We start from the raw sequence: 17,568 nt of genomic DNA on the forward strand, positions 1-17,568 counted from the left end.
AGAAAAAGACGGGGAAATAATGTCGGCCTGGATAAGCATGATCGCAGACGAAGACGCCAATGACGACCTTCTGGACGCCCTGCAAATGGCGCGCACACCGCACGGCACGGTCGACAATGTAATGCGTGTGCACTCTTTGCGCCCCAATACGATGCGCGGACACGTCATCCTTTACCGGGCTGCCTTGCATGATGACGCCAACACACTGCCCCTGTGGCTGCAGGAAACCATCTCTTCCTATGTGTCGCTCCTCAACGACTGCCCCTACTCCTTTGCCAACCACTGGGCAAATGCCCGGCATCTGATCGGCGATGAAGCACGGGCGGATGAAATCGAACGGGCATTGCGCGCCGACCGCCCGGAAACGGTTTTCGGGGCCCCGGATGCGGCAATGATGTGCTACGCGCGCAAACTCACCCGAAACCCGGGCGACATGGCCGAAGGCGACGTCACGGCCCTGCGCAATGCCGGCTTCGATGACGGACAGATCCTCGAAGCCAACCAGATCATCGGCTATTTCAACTACGTCAATCGCTGCCTGAACGGGCTGGGCGTGACGACCGACGGCGATGTAATCGGATATTACGGAGAGAATTCTGAAAAGTGATATTGCATGTCAGTAAATTTATTGCGTATAATGCATCAAGCAATGTGATGGAGGAATGCGCATGTCCGATCCGGTTTTGAAAGAAGTTGAACGCGAACTGATCCCCGTGATCGACATTGGCCCGTTACGCGACGGGTCCGATCCCGTTCGTGTCGCCAAGGAACTGCACCGTGCAAGCCGCGAAGTCGGCTTCATTTATGTTTCCAACCACGGCATTGCCGAAGAAACGATTGATGCTGCCAGGTCGGCCGCGATGCGGTTTTTCCGGCACACACCGGAAGAAAAGGGCACGGTCGCCGTCAGCGGTGCCCATCGTGGTTTTCTGTCCGTCGGCGGCGCAAAAATGCAGGACGACGACAAGGTCGACCTAAAGGAAAGCTTTATCTGGGGTTACGAAGACAAGGCCGGCGAAACACCGGACGATCACAGTCTGCGTGGCGCCAACCGGTGGCCAGAATTCATGCCTGACATGCAGGCCGTATCGATGGAATATTTCAACCGGGTGCATGAAGTTGCGCATCACCTCATGCGCGGATTTGCGCTCGGTCTGGATCTGCCCGAAGACACATTCCTGAAGACAAATGACGCCCCGCTCAGCCGCGCATCATTTGTGTACTATCCGCCGCAGGAAAGTTCCGCCGGAGAGCAGTTTGGCGTCGGCCCGCATACCGATTTCGGTGTCCTGACCGTGCTGTGCCAGGATGCCGTCGGCGGGCTTCAGGTTGAAACGCTGGATGGCGAATGGGTGGCCGCACCGCCCATCCCGGGAACGCTCGTTGTCAATGTCGGTGACCTACTTTCGCGCTGGACCAACGGCGAATACCGCTCGACACCGCACAGGGTCATCAATAAATCCGGCAAGGAACGCCTCTCCCTTGTCATGGCCTATGACCCGGAGCCACAGACGATGATCGACGCGCGCGACATCTTCGGCCCCGACTGTGAGATGAAGGAAGAGCCCATTTCCTGCGGTGACTACCTCGTCTGGCGTTTCGGCAAGGCCTTTTCCTATCGGTCCAAGGATGGCAAATAGGCAGCCGGCATCAATGGGATTGGACGGGCGCTGAATGACAGATCAGGTCGTAAACAAGAAACCGCTTTCAGATAGCGGCGTCGACGAGGCAGTCGGAAAGGCATTGCGGGCACTTCGCGAAGCCAACAACCTGACCGCCCGGGACTTGTCGTCCCGGGCCAATGTGTCAGCGGCGATGATCTCCCGCATAGAAAACGGTCAGGTCTCGCCCTCCCTTTCAACACTGGAATCCCTCGCACAGGCGCTTGAAGTGCCGATTGTCAGCCTGCTGCGCGAAACCGGAACCGCAACGGCCGACATAACCCATGTGAAAGCCGGACAAGGCCTCGTCTCAACGCGCGTTGCCGGCAAACACTCCCATGACTTTACCGCACTCGGATTTCATCGCCGCCCCGGCCTTGAGTTCGAGGCTCTGATGATCACGCTCGACCGCAGGGATGATTCGCGCCCGCCCATTTATAACGGGCACGGCTGCCTGTTCATATATGCACTGGAAGGTGAAGCAATCTACCTATACGGCGATCGGGAGATCCACCTGCATGAGGGCGATTCACTCAGCCTCGATGCCGAACTGCGCTACGGCATCAAGGAAGTCCTTACTCCTGTTTTCCGCTACCTGTCCGTCCAGGCGTCCGGACGTTAGACAAAGCGCCACCTGCGAGGAACTTATGACCGATATCGCCATGGACAACCTTGCCGAAGGCGCCCGCAATCTTCTGATCAACTGCGCCGGCGCCAATCCTGGCGATACGATTTTGATCGTCCATGAGGACCCCGCCCTTGGCTGGTATGACCTTAAAGCGCCGCATGCCGTCGCCGCCGAGGCGAAAAAACTCGATATGCCGGCCACCATGATGATGGTGCAGGGACCGGACAAGAGCGGTGAACTTTCACCGGAAATCCTCGCCGCCATGGCCGCGCACGACCAGACGGTGTTTTTCGCCCGTATCGGCGATCAGGGGCGCTTTTCGATAACACACGCCGGCCGGCCCGCGGTCATGTCCTACGCGATCGACGCCGAAATGCTGGCGTCTCCCTTCGGGCGGTTTCACTACGAAGCGTTTCTCGCATTGAAGGATGCTATCAACCGGACATTGGACGCGGCCGAAATGATCCATATCGGTTGCGCGAGCGGGACTGATATTACAGGCCAATCACAAACAGATGGCTCCGGACCAGAAGATGTTGCTGTCAAGCGGTTTCCAATGGGCATACACAAGCCGATCTCAACCGCTGGGTTTACCGGGCGCGTGGCTGTCACCGAATATCTGACGCCAACCAACTCGCGGCCCTACACACCTGCCATGCTTCGTCTTGATCAAACGGTGTTTGCACTGGTCGACGGCAACCGCATCTCCGGCTTCGAAGGACCGCAGGATACCGTGGAGGCCGTCGAACGGCACTACCGGCACGTTGCCGACACGTTCGGCATCAAACCGATGTTTGTGCATTCCTGGCATTCCGGAATGCACCCGGCCTGCGCCTATCCGGTGCCTGCTTCAGACAATCCCGACCGCTGGTCGAACACCGCTTTTCCCAATCCGCGCATTTTGCATTTCCACACCTGCGGGGCTTACCCACCGGGCGAAATCTGCTGGATGGTGTTTGACGCGGTGGTGACCGTCGACGGTCAAACTCTTTGGGATCAGGGCCGCTTCAACCGGACTCTGAATGAAGACATTGTTTCTGTCTTCAACCGGTGGCCTGGGCTCAATGCCCTTTTCGACCACGCTTCGCGCGAAATCGGGCTCTGACCGCCGTCATTGACATTCCGTAAGCAGCGCCTTACCGTAAGTCATGACTTACGAAATGGCGTTGACAGCGCTCGCCGATCCTTCCCGGCGGCGTATCCTTGAATCTCTGCGTGACTGTCCGCGAACGGTTTCGGACATTGCAAGCCGGCAGCCGATCAGCCGTCCGGCTGTATCGCAGCATCTCAAAGTACTGCAGGAAGCCGGCCTCGTTTCGGCCCGCCCGCATGGCACGGCCCGCTATTACGGCATCAGGCGCGACGGTCTTGCAGAACTGAAGGCTTATCTCGACACATTCTGGAGCGATGTCTTGTCCGCCTATGCGGAAGAGGTCCATCGGCATATGGGAGAAGACAATGGTTGATCCGATCAAGAAACTGATCCTGGTTCCCTGCAACGCACAAACCGCGTTTGCGATTTTTGCCGAACGCACCGCCAACTGGTGGCCGCTCGATCAACATTCGCTTTCCGCTGGACGTCTCGGCAAGCCTGCAAAGTCAGTGACCATCGAGCAAGGCGTCGGTGGCAGAATTTACGAAACGACACCAGACGGAGAGGAACTGCATTGGGGCTCGGTCAAGGTCTACGAACCCGGCAAAATCCTGTGCTTTTCCTGGCACGTTGCCGAACCGGTGGAAAACCAGACCGAGGTCGAGGTTCGCTTCGAACAGCTCGCACCGGACAAAACGCAGGTCACCCTCGAACACCGCAATTGGGAAGCGCTCGGCGAGCGCGGCGGCGAGGCGCGCGACCACTACAACAATGGATGGGTCAGAGTATTCGAGGTCTGTTTTGGCGGCGCTTGCGAAGCGGAAAAGGCGCGAACCGGCTGATCTTCCGGAACACATGCAATCGGCTATCCCGACAAAGGCTCACTGACGGGCCCGTTCAGGCTGGTCAAATTACGATTTGAAAGTTCGCTCTATTTCTTATTGCAGTGCTGCTCGATCTGCGGCCACGGCACCGCTGCCGGCCGCCAATACAATCAAATTGTGTAACGCCCGTTCAATCCACAGGGCCGGCGCGCTCAGTTACCCGATCATGCCTTGAAATGGCCCCGTTGGTCGCTTCGCTTGAACTTTTCAAGATTTTGAAGTTGTACCATGCGCTTCCTCTTTATTTTTATATTGGTGTTTTCGCTGTTCGCATCTGCGTTCGCAGCCTTTGTTTTGCCCCGTGAGGATCTGGAGATCCTGATGGTGCAAGTACCATCCGCGATCCAGTCCCTTTGGACGTCGTCTGAATTGACGGTCGACATTTTCGGCAATCGGACAGACAACTTCCGCACTGAGAGCCTCCCCGAAAAAATGGCCGGTCAGGAAAGAACCATTGCGCAGGCGAAGGGCATTCCGATCGGCAACTGGCTCTATCAGTGCGACAATCAAAAAGCACCGAAGCGGAAATGCACAATTACCCACCAGATCGCCGAACAAGGAAGGGTTGTGTTTTCCTGGCAGATCGCCATTGATCATAGCGGCAATATGAGCGCTCGCTGGCAGACCGTGACAGGCGTCCAGATTGCTCGCGGCATCATTCTTGAAACCAGCGGCCAAAAGCCCCTGACCCTGCCCTATTCGAAATGCGTGACGGGATATTGCGAATCGGCGGCCAACCTCAATGCGGGTTTTGTCGAAACGCTATTGGAAACCGAACGGACGACCGCCACCATCCACAACACCAGCGGTGAAGCTGTCACCTACACCATAAGTGTCGACGGGCTGGCTGCCAGCCTGAGAATGCTGGGCGACGGGAAAAACAAAATCTGATGGCATCCCGACTTTGCGGCACTCTTCCTGGAATTCGAATGTATATCATGGCGCTGCGCAGACATGTTATCTATGGCGTTCATGACTTGACCTTGCGAACGGGAGTTTCGATACTGCACTTAACACATCATCGTGGTTTGGCAGACGGGCGGTTATACCCGATCGAAATCCCGCCCATGTCCAGGCGTCACGGCAAAGGACGGCAAACACAGGAGTGAATCGATGAGGGCCTTGATTATTGCACTTCTAGCAGCCGCAACACTGACGGCATGCACGACTGCGGAAAAGACGGCCTCCGGTGCAGGTCTGGGCGCTGTAATCGGCGGCGCGGCAACGAACAGCGTTGGAGGAGCTGTCGCCGGTGCCCTGATTGGCGGCTTTGGCACTTACATTGCCACCACTGGCGACGGCCAATGCCAGTACCGTAATTCCAGAGGCCAGATCTACACAACGAGGTGCCACTGGTTATAGGATTCCGGATCACGAATCGCCGGGAAACAACAACGCATAGTCCGACATGGAAGGTTGGTTGTTTCTCTGGAATTCAGGATTTCGGACGTTTAGATGCCTGTATGATATCTTCGACAACCCGGTTACACGCCACGTAGTGCCCGCCCGCATACAGGCAAGACTCCATAGGGGACTGCAAAACAGGAGTTTACAGATGAAGGCATTGGTAATTGCAATTCTTGCAGCCGCAACTCTGACGGCTTGCACGACTGCGGAAAAGACGGCTTCCGGGGCGGGCGTAGGTGCCGCGGTCGGTGCAATCGCAACAAACAGTGCAGGCGGCGCAGTGGTCGGCGCCCTGATCGGCGGCTTCGGCACCTATCTGGCAACGACCGCCGACGGCAGGTGCCAGTACCGCAATTCGCGCGGACAGGTCTACACGACCAGGTGTCACTGGCGCTAGCTGCCTCAAGCGGAACAAAACAGCCGGGATACGCCTTAGTCGTTTCCCGGCTTTGTCATTTCTTGAACAGAACATGCAAATGGCGCCCCGAATTAAGGCCCTGACCGATTGGACCAGCCAGGGCCAGCTGTGGCTAAAGACGCACATGGTGGAATAGAAACAGGCGCTTCCGAACGACTGACAGCTATCGCAGTTGGTTTGCTAATTTCTCAGCCTGCCGTTTCGTAAAAGGTCCCGTCACGGCAATTTCGCCGCCGGCTATCGCCTCCGCTACCTTCGGTTCCGAAACAACGGTTCCACCGATGGACAGGCGAATGTATTTGCCAACATTATTTGCTGTTAATCGCTCGAATTCCGCTGCACGTTCCGGCGGAAGGGTAATGACGAGCATATATTCACCTGAAATGTAGCTGTTCTCTACGACTTCGACACTCACCTCCTCACCGCTAAACTCAAGGTTGGGGCCGAGAACCTGTCCATCCACTACCTGGAATTCGAGGTCAGCAGATGTTGCCGAAGAGGAGAAGACACCGAGCGCTAGCGCCATTACCATGATGAGTGTTGGCGGGTGCAGAACAGCCCGGGCATAATTTCCAGTTCTGCACATTCAAGTCTCCACAGGGACCATGCTGCCATCCTCACCTGGTTCAGTCAGGGTAAAGCTTGAACTTGGCGCCGACACGAACCGTGTGGCTTGACGGTTCGATCGTTGCCACCCCGCCAAGATTGACATCTTCGTACATCGTGTAGCGGTATTCGACATAGGCACTGGTTTTTTCGCTGAGGGCCAGCTCCGTTCCCGTGCCGATTGAAAATGCGTTGACACTGACATCTGTTGTCGCCGCGGGGGCCGAAATTGATGCCGACAGGTTCTGCCATGTATATCCGCCAATGACATAACCGAGCGTATAGTCGTTGAATTTCCGCCCGATCCTCAAAAGCGCATCAAAACCGAAATCATCCGCCTTGGCCGAGACCGTCGTTCCTGCTGACGTCGCAGATGATGATGCACCGATATACTCGGCGGCAAGGACAACACCAGCCACCCAGCGCTCCCCGAATTCCCGGTCATAACCTATATTGATTTCGCCAAGATATCCTTCGGTTGCGAGCCCGTCGAAAGTGATCGTGCCACCGGCCGTTGTCACCTTGTTGAGCGACGCACCCACGCTGACGGCTGCACCGACCTTGAATCCTGTCCAGTCGTGGACAAACGACGCGCGTTCGATACCGGAAGGACCACCCCCGAACCGGTAATTGAGGCTCGAGTGAAACATGTGCGTTGCCGGATCGATACCGACGCCGCCGAGCGCGGCAATGCTTGTGCCGGAATATTGCGAATAGCGATATTCCGAACTCCAGGTCCAGTTGTTCCTGAAGGCCGTCTCCGTACCAATTCCAACGACAAACCCGCTGTCATTCCAGCCGGTTGAAAATGCCGGGGCTGTTGAACTGAGCTCGAAATGCTGCCAGCTATAGCCGCCCAGTACATAGGCAAGCGTCCGTGGCGCAATCGTGTAGCCCAGCCGCCCGATCACATCGATGCCGTAATCGGCCTTGAGTTCTCCGGTAAGCGGCACGCCCGTTACCGACCACGATGTATCGACATCGCCGTACCGGCCGCTTATGGCACCGCCGACCACCACACCATTTGAGAACAAATGGTCGTATCCGACCGTCAGCTTACCGAAATAACCCCGCCCGCCGACGCCGCTGATCGACGTGGCGCCGAATGCAGGAATGTTGACCTCGTCGATCAGAAATCCGGTGCCACCGCCAATGCCGATGTAAAAGCCGGTCCAGTCATAAACGCTGGTCTGGCCCGTCAGCGGGGACGAAAACAAACGGAACGGTTCAGTTGCGCCGGCAGGAGCCGTCGCAGCCAGCATGGCAATTACGATGGCCGAATTTGTCTTCTTCATCGCCGCCAATGTCCCCCAACCTTTGGATGTATCCCACAATCACTCATAACCCGGCTGGATTTCCGTGAAAAGCCCGGTCTTTATCGGGCCGGCAATAAATCCTCAATTCTATCCGGCAGATGCAGAACGGATGCACGCATTGGCCACCAGCCGCCCCTCGTCCCGTCCCGCAAGGCGTTTTAATGACAACACATCGCCATGCTGGCTGTCGAATATGCTCCCATGCTTGTTTCCAGTCCTGAAGCTGCTATCGATGACGCATTGTCTTGTGGCGACAACGGGATTCGGGGGCCGGTAAATGAGCATCGAACAGGCTGAGTTATTTGCGCTCTTCGCGGCCGTATTCGCCATGTTGTTTTGGGGTCGCTGGCGCTACGATCTGGTGGCATTCTGCGCACTGCTGGTTGCCCTGGTCCTTGGTCTCGTTCCCACCGAAGAGGCGTTTTCCGGTTTCGGTCATCCGGCGACGATCATCGTCGCGCTGGTTCTGGTCGTTTCGCGCGGACTGCTCAATTCCGGAGCCATCGATATTATCACCCGCAGGTTGATCGATGCCGGCAGAAGCACGGCGGGCCATATCGCCATGATGAGCGGTGTCGGCGCTGTGCTGTCGGCGTTTATGAACAATGTTGCGGCGATGGCACTTCTCATGCCGGTCGATCTGCAGGCCGCCAAGAAGGCAGGACGCCCTGCCCGCCGCACGCTGATGCCCCTTTCTTTTGCCACGATCCTTGGTGGCATGGTCACGCTGATCGGCACGCCGCCCAACATCATTATCGCCTCCTTTCGCGAGCGTGCGCTCGGCGCACCTTTCGGCATGTTCGACTTTACGCCCGTAGGCGCGGCCGTTGCGATTGTCGGCATCGCCTTTGTCGCCTTGATCGGCTGGCACCTGATCCCAAAAGGTGACGGCGATGAGGCGCCGACGGAAAATCTGCGGGAGCTTGAAGGCTACCTCGCCGAGCTCGTCGTGCCGGAAAAATCCAAGGCGGTCGGCCAGGAGGTTCGCGACCTCTATCCGGTTGGCGATGAGGATGATGTCGCCATTCTCGGTGTCATCAGAAACGGCAAGAGACTTGGCGGCTTTTCCTCCACAGTGATCCTGCGCCCCAAGGACATGCTGATCGTCGAGGCCAATGCGGAAGACATCGACCGGTTTCGCGGCGCGCTCGGACTGGAATTCCTCGGCGAACGACCGAGCGAGAAGGCCGCCGCCGGAGACCTGACATTGATGGAGGTGGTGGTGCCGCGCGAGTCGCGCATCGCCGGCCGTTCCGCCATCTCCATGCGGCTGCGCGCCCGCCGCGGCGTCACGCTTTTGGGCATATCCAGGAAAGGCAAGCGCTTCGCCAAGCGCGTTCGCCACGAAACCGTGCGGGCCGGCGACATCCTGCTGCTGCTCGGCCCCGAAGACCGGCTGCAGGATCTGGTCAGCTGGCTGGGTGTCCTGCCGCTGGCAGAACGCGGCCTCAATGTCACGCAGCACCGCAAAGCCTGGCTGGCTGTCGGTGTCTTTGCGGCAGCGATTGCCGTGTCGGCCTTCGGGCTGCTTTACCTTGCCACGGCTTTGGCGATTGTCGTCGCCCTGTACGTCATCCTCGATATCGTTCCCATCCGCAACGTCTACGATCACATAGAATGGCCGGTCGTGGTGCTTCTCGGCAGTATGATCCCGCTCGGCGTGGCTCTGGAAAATGCCGGCGGCACGCAGCTGATCGCCGGCGCAATCGTCGATCTGGCGGCCGGCCTGCCTTCCTGGGTCGTGCTGACCGCGCTGATGCTTGTCGTCATGACGCTTTCGGATGTCCTGAACAACACGGCAACGGCGGTCATCGGCGCGCCGATCGCCGTCGACATCGCGGCCCGGCTCAATGCCAATCCGGACGGTTTCCTGATGGCCGTTGCCGTCGCGGCCTCATGCGCCTTCCTCACCCCGATCGGCCATAAGAACAACACGCTGATCATGGGCCCCGGCGGCTACAAATTCGGTGACTACTGGCGCACCGGCCTGCCGCTCGAAGTCCTGGTCGTGGCCGTCTCCGTGCCGGTGATCCTGGTGGTGTTTCCTTTGTAGGGCAGTGCCGCGGGAGAAGAACTGTCTGACCTGCTCCCAGATTGGTCTGTTGAATATTTGAACGGACGCTAGTGGCGCGGCACAAACGGCCGTTTTTGAACAAACTCCGACTTGCTGCCCCACCGCCTTTTCCAATCCATATTTATTTCGATGCGCGCTCCCGAAGTATTGTCCCAGGTGACCTCAAATCCTTTTTCCCGCAACGCAGACTCCAAAATTTGCCCGATCGCAACATAGTCGCTTTCAGACGCTTCCAGATCAGCGGATCCGAAAAAGAAAAGAAGGCCGTCTCCCTCAAGCGCAGATGTCGTGTCTTGCTGGTGGTAAAAGACATACCCATTCGGAGCCTTGCCCTTTGTGGCTTCGTCCTCGATTTCTCCGATCAATTCCGCTGAACCGCATTGCGCGCAGCAGGTGAAGTCGTGGCGCGGCAGGATCGCTTTCTCATAAAGTTCCTGAAACACCTGTTCCAACCGGTCGAAATCGGTCACTTCAGGCCAGGTTTTTTGCTCTTCCACAAGAGCTGCGATTTCCTTGTCCGCCAGTTCCGCCGGTGACACCTGGTCGGCATAATCCTCACCTTCAATGTATTTGCCGATAAAGCCGACAATTTCATCGCGGTCGCTGAATCCCGCCCGTACGAGCTCTCTTGCATATTCCTCGACCCATTCGATCTCTTCTTCGGCCATTGGCGGTCCCCTTCCCATTCATGCTCACTTTTGCCGGTTATCCCGCGCTGCTGTTGCCATTGCGCAGTGCTGGACAGCCGGCCGCCGGTCCAGGCGATAAAGCCTCGATCGTGTGCGGCAACAATGCTTGAAAAAATTGGTGGGTGAGCACGGGCTCGAACCGTGGACCCGCTGATTAAGAGTCAGCTGCTCTACCAACTGAGCTACACACCCGGAACCAATAAGAGAGGCCGGATATAACCGCCCTTCCCTGCCTTGTCCAGTCCAATTTAGACTTTCCGGCAATGGACCGCAATGACCCGCGACACAAGGTCAATCAATCAGCAGAGAACCTTCCGCAACCTTGACCGCATTACCGCCGATTCTTGCCTGGATGATCTTGCCGCCATCCACTTCGAGGTGCAGGTGGATCTTCGAAGGCCGGCCCATTTCCACGCCCTGTTCAATCAGGATTGCGTGATGTCCGTCGAGCAGTTCGTCGAAGTGGTGAATGGCACCGGAAAAGGCGGCGGCAGCCGAACCGGTCGCTGGATCTTCATTAATGCCCACATGCGGCGCGTACATGCGGGCGTGAAAATGCGCATCGTGAGCGACACCGCCGCGGCAGTAGATAAAGGCATCGGCTAGCTGTCCGTCGGCCATCGGCGCCAGCTGCTCCCACAGTGCTGCATCACAGCGTGTTTTGGCTGCTACGGAAAGATCGTGCACCGGCACCATGACAAACGGCACACCGGCATTCCAAAATGAGATCTGGTGGTTTTCGAAGCCGATCTCATGTGGTTCGATCTGAAGCGCCGCAGCCACCATATCCTTGCTGATTTCCGCATCGATCCGCGCCGAAAGCCGCGGCAGGTCGAATTCGGCGAAACTTGCCTGGCCGCGTTGCAGCTTGGCAACCGTCCGCACCGGTCCGACGCCCTCTTCCAGCACGCTCATCAGGTCGATATCGGTATCGCCACCGCCGGTCTTTTGTTCCGCCAGTGCCACCGCCGCACCGACCGTCGGGTGTCCGGCGAAGGGAAGCTCCCGCCCAGGCGTGAAAATACGCAGGCCCGCACCATGGGCCGGATTGTCCGATGGCAGTATAAAGACCGTTTCCGACAGGTTGAACTCACCGGCAATCTGCTGCATCGCCTCGTCCGACAAACCCTCAGAATCAAAAACGACAGCCAGCGGATTTCCAGCCAGCCGGTCAGAGGTAAAAACGTCGTAGATAGCGTATTGGCGCGGCATTTCGGCACTCCGTCTGATACCAATGAAATAGCTCCGAACAGCACAATGGCACAGCCGGTTCGGATCGGACAATTGTATTTTTTCGGCTTATCAGGGCCTCAATTAATATTGCGTTGCGGGGATACGCGGAACAGCAAATCACAACATATCAAGTGTCATCGCCACAGGACAGTGGTCTGATGCCTTGGGCCGGTCCCAGCCGGTCCGCGGATAGCGTTCAACAGCCTGCCCGTCCGGAAAAATCGTGCGGAAAGGCTGTCCGCCACGAATAATATCCGGGACCCTTTTGGCGTTGTTCTTGGCCAGCGAAGGCGAAAGCAGCAGGTAATCAAGCTGGCAAAGATGCCGCTCCTCCGGTCCGCGTGTGTGAAAGAGTGTCCATCGGTCCGACTGCGGACGGCGCATGACTGCATTTTCGGCAAATCCGTCCGCCGTAAAGACATCGATGGCGCTGGCGTCCTCCTTGCGGTGTTCAAATTCGAATCCGTTGAACCGGTCGCCGGTAATTACGATGCGCTCCTGGTAGTCATTCATGTCTCCGCAGATGATCCACCGTTTTGAGGCGCTTTTTTCCCTCCCGAAACGGTTTTCGATAATGCGGCGGACCGCCCTTGCCTCTGCGCTGCGCACCGGCATGGTGGCTGTCCGCCCGTCCATCCCGCCACGCGGCGGCCCCATGGATTTGAAATGGGCGACATACATCGTCAGCGGACGCCCGCCCACCTTCACATCGATTTCCAGGCAGTCCCGCCGGAAAATCCGGTCCTGCGGCTCATTGGTCTCGGCAATTTCGTTGTCAAACAAGTCGAGGTCCGCATAGCTCAGCGAAGCATGGCTTTTCATGCGCAGGAATTCGATCGGCTGACCGTCGCGGGTGTGCTCGCGCATCATGACCGCAACGTCTATGCCGCGGCCGTCATTGCCGTCCACCATGTATTTGTTCCGGTAACCACGACCTATCATCTTGAAAAGATAACCGTATTCGAAGGCCTGCAGGGCCTCCAGATTATCAACCTCCTGCAGGCACAATATGTCGGCGCCCGTTTCGGCAATGGCCAGGGCCGTCAATTGCCGCGTGTCGTCCGTGTGGGCGATGGCGCGCGCCTGCTCGATCTGACGGTATTCAGCCTCGGTTCGGATATCGTAGAGCTTTACGCTTCGGTCCTGACGCAGCTCATTGCGATAACCGGAAAAATCGAACCGGTTCATCAGGTTCTCGACATTAAATGTGGCAATGCGCAGCGACATGGGTGTCCCTTGGAAGTCCGGCTGTTGGAATAATTTGTTTAGAGCGTGTCTTGTTCAAATGAAAGCATTTGATGGCGGAAAATCGGTTCACTCGGCTAGGCGCGTCGCACAGCGCGATGTGGTGCATCGGGCAAGCGGCGCAACGACGCCGATGCGCCGATTTTCCCCACCGTTGAGAGGAAAGAAGATGTTGAAATACAACATTGAATGGGCCGGTCGATTTTGCCCGCTGAATGCGTTGGATTGCGCTTGTGGTGGGTTGGCACCACGGCGCACAACCCGCCTTGTCAGCGACCAAAATCGCCTCGGTCAAATGATTCCATTTGAGCAGGGCACGCTCCAGGGTCGGCGGCAACTTGTCACGCATGCTTGATCGCCCGCGAATAATCCTCAACAACCCGCTGAAAATATTAAGCTTAATGCAAGAATAACGCTCGTCGTGAGCCGATTGTGATCGCAATTAGCCGCTCCAAACCTTGCCACCCGTCCCTTCATGACAAATAGTTAATGAAACAAATATCACCACCGGGAGGCAGACATGTCTGGAATATTTAAAGGTCTGGCCATCGCAGCGGTTAGTATTGGCGTATTGGCCATGTCGGCGCCGGCCGCCGATGCCGGCAAGAAATACCGATATAAATCCCACGGCGGCGGCAATTTTGCTGCCGGCCTCGTGACGGGTCTCATCGTTGGCGGGATCGTCAGCTCAAACAGAGGATATCGCGGCTACGGCTACCGCTGCTACAACGCCTATTGCAACGGTCCCTACTACGGCAACCGCGGCTACTATCCCAAACGCCGCTACGGGCCAAGCTATTATGGACGCTACTACGGACGTCTGCCCTATTACCGGCCGGGACCGCGCTACAAGACGACATACAGGCGGTCCCACTACAATTACTGCTTCAGCAAGTACCGGTCCTACAGGGCTTACGACAACACGTTCCAGCCCTATCACGGCCCGCGCAAAGCCTGCAGGTCGCCCTATTATTGAACGAACATGGAAAAAGGCGGCCCGAAAGCCGCCTTTTTGATTGTCACAGCATTTGCAATAAAGCACGAACTAGTTGCGTTCCTTGTCGACCAGTGCATTCGACTTGATCCACGGCATCATGCCGCGCAGTTTCTCACCGACCTCTTCGATCTGGTGTGCGTCGTTGTTACGGCGGATGCCCTTGAAGCGGGCTGCACCGGCGCGGTACTCCTGCATCCATTCGGAGGTGAACTTGCCGGTCTGGATGTCGTTGAGGACCCGCTTCATCTCTGCCTTGGTCTCGTCGGTGATGATGCGCGGACCGGAAACATACTCGCCCCATTCGGCCGTGTTGGAGATCGAGTAGTTCATGTTGGCAATGCCGCCCTCATAGATCAGGTCGACAATCAGCTTGACCTCGTGAAGACACTCGAAATAAGCCATTTCCGGCGCGTAGCCCGCCTCGACCAGCGTCTCGAAGCCGGCACGGATCAGTTCGACCAGACCGCCGCACAGAACCACCTGTTCGCCGAAAAGGTCGGTTTCGCACTCTTCCTTGAAGTTGGTTTCGATGATGCCGGAACGACCGCCACCCACGCCGCATGCGTAGGAAAGGCCAAGATCATGGGCATTGCCGGATGCATCCTGGTGAACAGCAATCAGGCACGGTACGCCGCCGCCCTTCTGGTATTCGCCGCGCACGGTGTGGCCGGGACCTTTCGGTGCGACCATCAAAACATCGACGGAGGCTTTCGGCTCGATGAGGCCGAAATGCACATTCAGGCCGTGGGCAAAAGCAATGGCCGCGCCGTCGCGGATGTTGTCTGCAATGTGATCGCGGTAAATATCGGCCTGCAGCTCGTCGGGCGTTGCCATCATCATCAGGTCGGCCCATGCGGCGGCTTCGGCAACGGACTTGACCTCGAAACCGTCGGCTTCGGCCTTTTTGGCGGTTGCGGAACCTTCGCGAAGCGCGATGGCGACATTTGGTGCGCCGGAATCCTTAAGGTTCAGCGCGTGGGCGCGTCCCTGGCTGCCATAACCGATAATGGCGACTTTCTTCGACTTGATAAGATTGAGATCGGCATCCCGATCATAATAAACACGCATGGTTGTTTCCTTTCCTTAGTGTCCGAATTTGCCTGAAATCCTGTCATCGGATTTGCGTTGTCTTCGGTTCGGAATGCGCATCCGACCCGTAAAGCCTGAAAAACTGTTCGATGGCGGAGCCTGCCTGGGCTTCAAAATCCCGCTCTTCGGGATCAAGCACGTCACCCAGCAACTGCCGCACGTGGAAGTCCCGGATGATCAGGCCGTAAAGCGTTCGAAATGCGGCGTTCCGATCTTCATATTCAATAAAGCCCTTGCGGCGACCGGCCTCAAGCAGAGCCCCTGCCCGCTGCCCGATTCTCTTGCGACCGCGCTCCAGCACCAGGCGGCCGAGCTGCGCCTCATCCCGGCGCGCCTGCCCGATCGCAAGACGGTTCAAGGCCAGGGAAACATCGCCTGACAGAACGCTCAGCAGATCATGCGCAAAACTGAAGAGATGATCGCGGAATGCCTCTGCCGTTTCCGGCAACTGCCCTGTCTCAGGCGCACGGACCTTGCTTGCCTGATAGGCAACCACAGCCGCAAGCAGCCCGTCCCGGTCGCCGAACCATTTATAGAGGCTTTCCTTGGAGCAATTCGCCGCGCGGGCGATACGCGCTGTCGTCAGCGCACGGTCGCCGCCTTCGACAAGCAGCCCCAGAGCCGTTTCAAGTACGGCATTCTGGCGCGGCGTGAAGGTCTCGAAGCCTTCCGTTTCAGCCTCTGACAGCGTTGCCTGATCCACTTGTGTCCTCATCTAAAATCGTACCGTACGGTACGGTTCGGCATCTAATAGGACAAGCAGCGGCGCCGGTCAAGCGATAGTTGATTGGAAAAGCTGGGTGTTGAGCGCCCTTAGACGCTGTTTCCGCAGGCACGCAGAAAGCGTTTGACGGTTTCGGTCATACCGTATTGCAGCGCGTCCGCTGTCAGACCGTGGCCGATGGAGACTTCCAGGAGACCCGGAATGTGTTTCTTCAGCGCTGGAAGGTTCTCGACCGTGAGGTCGTGGCCGGCATTGATCCCGAGACCGTATTCGCCGGCCGCTTCCGCGCTTGCACCCAAAGCCGCAAGCAGCTTTGCCTCTTCCTTCGGATTGTCGTAACAGCCACCATAGGGCCCGGTGTAAAACTCAACCCGGTCGGCGCCGGTTTCCGCTGCCAGCTTCATGGTATCGGCATCGCCGTCGCCATCGGCAAACAGCGATATCCGCATCCCCTGTTTCTTCAACCGCGTGACGATCGGCTTCAACAGATCGTGGTCGCGGCGAAAGTCCCAGCCATGATCGGATGTCGCCTGCACCGGATCGTCCGGTACCAGCGTCACCTGTTCCGGCTGGTTTGCTTCGACAAGCTGAAGAAAGGCTTCGGTCGGATAGCCCTCGATATTGAATTCGGCATTGGGAAATTGGTCGTCGATCAGCGCCCGGATTTCAGGCAGGTCTGAAAATCGGATATGCCTCTGATCGGGCCGCGGGTGCACGGTCAGGCCATGCGCTCCGGCGGCAAGCGCCTGGCCGCCAAGCCCTGTTACGCTCGGCCATGGCAGGTCGCGCCTGTTGCGCAGCAAGGCAATGGCATTGAGATTGACCGATAGCTTGGTAGCGGCGGCATCTGTCATATCAGGGCATTCCGATCGGTGTTCCTTGGGGCATCAGCAAAATTAGAGCGCAACCATTTCATAATCACGAACCAATTTAAATATTTACGGCCAATCCAATAGCGCGTTGCGATTGCAACGGCCGCAACTGGTACCTACATATTTTCATGAGATCAAGAAACTTTGGAGGTCCGTTATGACCGACAAACTCAGACATCCTGCATTCACGCAGCTCAAGACCGAACGCGATGACGTATACGCTTTCGAAATCAACGGTCACATTTCCAAACAGGAAATCGAGGAAGCCTATCAGATCCTTGAAAAGGCCTACGAAAAACATGACAAGATCAACCTTTTCGTGCGCATGGGCCGGTATGACGGTTTCGATTTGAGCGCGTTGTTTTCCGACATAACCTATGCCGGCAAGCTGCATGCTATCAGACACATGCGGCGCTATGCCCTGGTCGGCGGCCCCGCCTGGATTGCAAATGCAATCAGGTTCTTTGCTCCGCTATTCCGCATGGAAGTGAGGCATTTCGAACTGGACGACGAGGCCGAGGCATGGAGATGGATCTACGGCAATATCGACAGCGACGAGGAAGCCGCCTGACGCCAGGCAGCGCTATATTTCACCAGGAGCCGGAGGCAATTCCGGCTCCTTTGCTATCGTC

The 17,568-nt window shown here is 57.3% G+C and carries 21 protein-coding genes and 1 tRNA gene; 12 read left to right on the top strand and 10 right to left on the bottom strand.

Features of this window, described 5'->3' with window-relative positions; all coding sequences use genetic code 11:
* Positions 1-19 precede the first annotated feature (19 nt).
* The 9 genes from ABVT35_RS16095 to ABVT35_RS16135 all read left to right on the top strand — a co-directional run bounded on the left by ABVT35_RS16095 (position 20) and on the right by ABVT35_RS16135 (position 6,070).
* Entirely contained in the window at positions 20-607 is a 588-nt protein-coding gene (locus ABVT35_RS16095; RefSeq protein WP_368467601.1) for a carboxymuconolactone decarboxylase family protein, read from the top strand.
* Positions 608-668: 61 nt separating this feature from the next.
* Positions 669-1,640 carry an isopenicillin N synthase family dioxygenase gene (locus ABVT35_RS16100; protein WP_368467602.1) on the top strand — a complete coding sequence of 324 codons (972 nt, stop codon included), beginning with the start codon at positions 669-671 and terminating at the stop codon, positions 1,638-1,640.
* Between the two features lie 34 nt (positions 1,641-1,674).
* A complete protein-coding gene (locus ABVT35_RS16105; RefSeq protein WP_368467603.1) occupies positions 1,675-2,283 on the top strand; it encodes a helix-turn-helix domain-containing protein in 609 nt (202 codons plus the stop codon).
* A 25-nt stretch (positions 2,284-2,308) separates the two neighbouring features.
* Positions 2,309-3,394, top strand: a complete 1,086-nt coding sequence (locus ABVT35_RS16110; RefSeq protein ID WP_368467604.1) for a hypothetical protein — start codon at positions 2,309-2,311, stop codon at positions 3,392-3,394.
* Between the two features lie 55 nt (positions 3,395-3,449).
* Positions 3,450-3,755 (top strand): ArsR/SmtB family transcription factor, encoded by a 306-nt coding sequence (locus ABVT35_RS16115; RefSeq protein ID WP_368467605.1) that lies wholly within the window; start codon positions 3,450-3,452, stop codon positions 3,753-3,755.
* A complete protein-coding gene (locus ABVT35_RS16120) occupies positions 3,748-4,224 on the top strand; it encodes an SRPBCC family protein (RefSeq protein ID WP_368467606.1) in 477 nt (158 codons plus the stop codon). The genes ABVT35_RS16115 and ABVT35_RS16120 overlap by 8 nt, the downstream gene beginning before the upstream one ends.
* Before the next feature lie 363 nt (positions 4,225-4,587).
* Positions 4,588-5,157, top strand: a complete 570-nt coding sequence (locus tag ABVT35_RS16125; RefSeq protein WP_368467607.1) for an invasion associated locus B family protein — start codon at positions 4,588-4,590, stop codon at positions 5,155-5,157.
* Positions 5,158-5,379: 222 nt separating this feature from the next.
* Positions 5,380-5,628: a hypothetical protein gene (locus ABVT35_RS16130; protein ID WP_368467608.1), complete on the top strand. Its 249-nt coding sequence runs from the start codon at positions 5,380-5,382 to the stop codon at positions 5,626-5,628.
* A gap of 193 nt (positions 5,629-5,821) precedes the next feature.
* Positions 5,822-6,070 (top strand): hypothetical protein, encoded by a 249-nt coding sequence (locus ABVT35_RS16135; RefSeq protein WP_368467609.1) that lies wholly within the window; start codon positions 5,822-5,824, stop codon positions 6,068-6,070.
* Positions 6,071-6,254: 184 nt separating this feature from the next.
* On the opposite strand, the gene ABVT35_RS16140 is transcribed toward ABVT35_RS16135, so the two are convergent.
* Together ABVT35_RS16140 and ABVT35_RS16145 are read right to left on the bottom strand one after the other, a co-directional pair.
* Positions 6,255-6,677 carry a hypothetical protein gene (locus tag ABVT35_RS16140; RefSeq protein ID WP_368467610.1) on the bottom strand — a complete coding sequence of 141 codons (423 nt, stop codon included), beginning with the start codon at positions 6,675-6,677 and terminating at the stop codon, positions 6,255-6,257.
* Positions 6,678-6,717: 40 nt separating this feature from the next.
* A complete protein-coding gene (locus ABVT35_RS16145) occupies positions 6,718-7,992 on the bottom strand; it encodes an outer membrane protein (RefSeq protein ID WP_368467611.1) in 1,275 nt (424 codons plus the stop codon).
* A gap of 298 nt (positions 7,993-8,290) precedes the next feature.
* Between ABVT35_RS16145 and ABVT35_RS16150 the strand changes: the two genes are divergently transcribed.
* Positions 8,291-10,066 (top strand): SLC13 family permease, encoded by a 1,776-nt coding sequence (locus ABVT35_RS16150; RefSeq protein ID WP_368467612.1) that lies wholly within the window; start codon positions 8,291-8,293, stop codon positions 10,064-10,066.
* Between the two features lie 68 nt (positions 10,067-10,134).
* On the opposite strand, the gene ABVT35_RS16155 is transcribed toward ABVT35_RS16150, so the two are convergent.
* The 5 genes from ABVT35_RS16155 to ABVT35_RS16175 form a co-directional block, all read right to left on the bottom strand.
* Positions 10,135-10,755 carry a hypothetical protein gene (locus tag ABVT35_RS16155; protein ID WP_368467613.1) on the bottom strand — a complete coding sequence of 207 codons (621 nt, stop codon included), beginning with the start codon at positions 10,753-10,755 and terminating at the stop codon, positions 10,135-10,137.
* Positions 10,756-10,892: 137 nt separating this feature from the next.
* A tRNA-Lys gene (locus tag ABVT35_RS16160) sits at positions 10,893-10,968 on the bottom strand.
* A gap of 99 nt (positions 10,969-11,067) precedes the next feature.
* On the bottom strand, positions 11,068-11,988 hold the full coding sequence (locus ABVT35_RS16165; RefSeq protein WP_368467614.1) for a PhzF family phenazine biosynthesis protein: 921 nt from the start codon (positions 11,986-11,988) through the stop codon (positions 11,068-11,070).
* Between the two features lie 138 nt (positions 11,989-12,126).
* Positions 12,127-13,236 (bottom strand): endonuclease/exonuclease/phosphatase family protein, encoded by a 1,110-nt coding sequence (locus ABVT35_RS16170; protein ID WP_368467615.1) that lies wholly within the window; start codon positions 13,234-13,236, stop codon positions 12,127-12,129.
* Complete coding sequence (locus ABVT35_RS16175) at positions 13,211-13,603, bottom strand: hypothetical protein (RefSeq protein WP_368467616.1); 393 nt, start codon at positions 13,601-13,603, stop codon at positions 13,211-13,213. The genes ABVT35_RS16170 and ABVT35_RS16175 overlap by 26 nt, the downstream gene beginning before the upstream one ends.
* Before the next feature lie 171 nt (positions 13,604-13,774).
* On the opposite strand from ABVT35_RS16175, the gene ABVT35_RS16180 reads away from it, so the two are divergent.
* A complete protein-coding gene (locus tag ABVT35_RS16180) occupies positions 13,775-14,230 on the top strand; it encodes a BA14K family protein (RefSeq protein WP_368467617.1) in 456 nt (151 codons plus the stop codon).
* Positions 14,231-14,299: 69 nt separating this feature from the next.
* Here ABVT35_RS16180 and ilvC read toward each other — a convergent pair whose 3' ends face one another.
* The 3 genes from ilvC to ABVT35_RS16195 all read right to left on the bottom strand — a co-directional run bounded on the left by ilvC (position 14,300) and on the right by ABVT35_RS16195 (position 16,918).
* Positions 14,300-15,319, bottom strand: a complete 1,020-nt coding sequence (gene ilvC, locus ABVT35_RS16185; protein WP_368467618.1) for a ketol-acid reductoisomerase — start codon at positions 15,317-15,319, stop codon at positions 14,300-14,302.
* A gap of 43 nt (positions 15,320-15,362) precedes the next feature.
* Positions 15,363-16,043 carry a TetR/AcrR family transcriptional regulator gene (locus tag ABVT35_RS16190; RefSeq protein ID WP_368467619.1) on the bottom strand — a complete coding sequence of 227 codons (681 nt, stop codon included), beginning with the start codon at positions 16,041-16,043 and terminating at the stop codon, positions 15,363-15,365.
* A gap of 110 nt (positions 16,044-16,153) precedes the next feature.
* Entirely contained in the window at positions 16,154-16,918 is a 765-nt protein-coding gene (locus ABVT35_RS16195) for a pyridoxine 5'-phosphate synthase (protein WP_368467620.1), read from the bottom strand.
* A 175-nt stretch (positions 16,919-17,093) separates the two neighbouring features.
* Here ABVT35_RS16195 and ABVT35_RS16200 point away from each other — a divergent pair, with 175 nt between their 5' ends.
* On the top strand, positions 17,094-17,507 hold the full coding sequence (locus ABVT35_RS16200; RefSeq protein WP_368467621.1) for an STAS/SEC14 domain-containing protein: 414 nt from the start codon (positions 17,094-17,096) through the stop codon (positions 17,505-17,507).
* The last annotated feature ends 61 nt before the right edge of the window (positions 17,508-17,568 follow it).

It is taken from the genome of Hoeflea sp. TYP-13, from assembly GCF_040932035.1.
Taxonomy (GTDB): domain Bacteria; phylum Pseudomonadota; class Alphaproteobacteria; order Rhizobiales; family Rhizobiaceae; genus Hoeflea_A.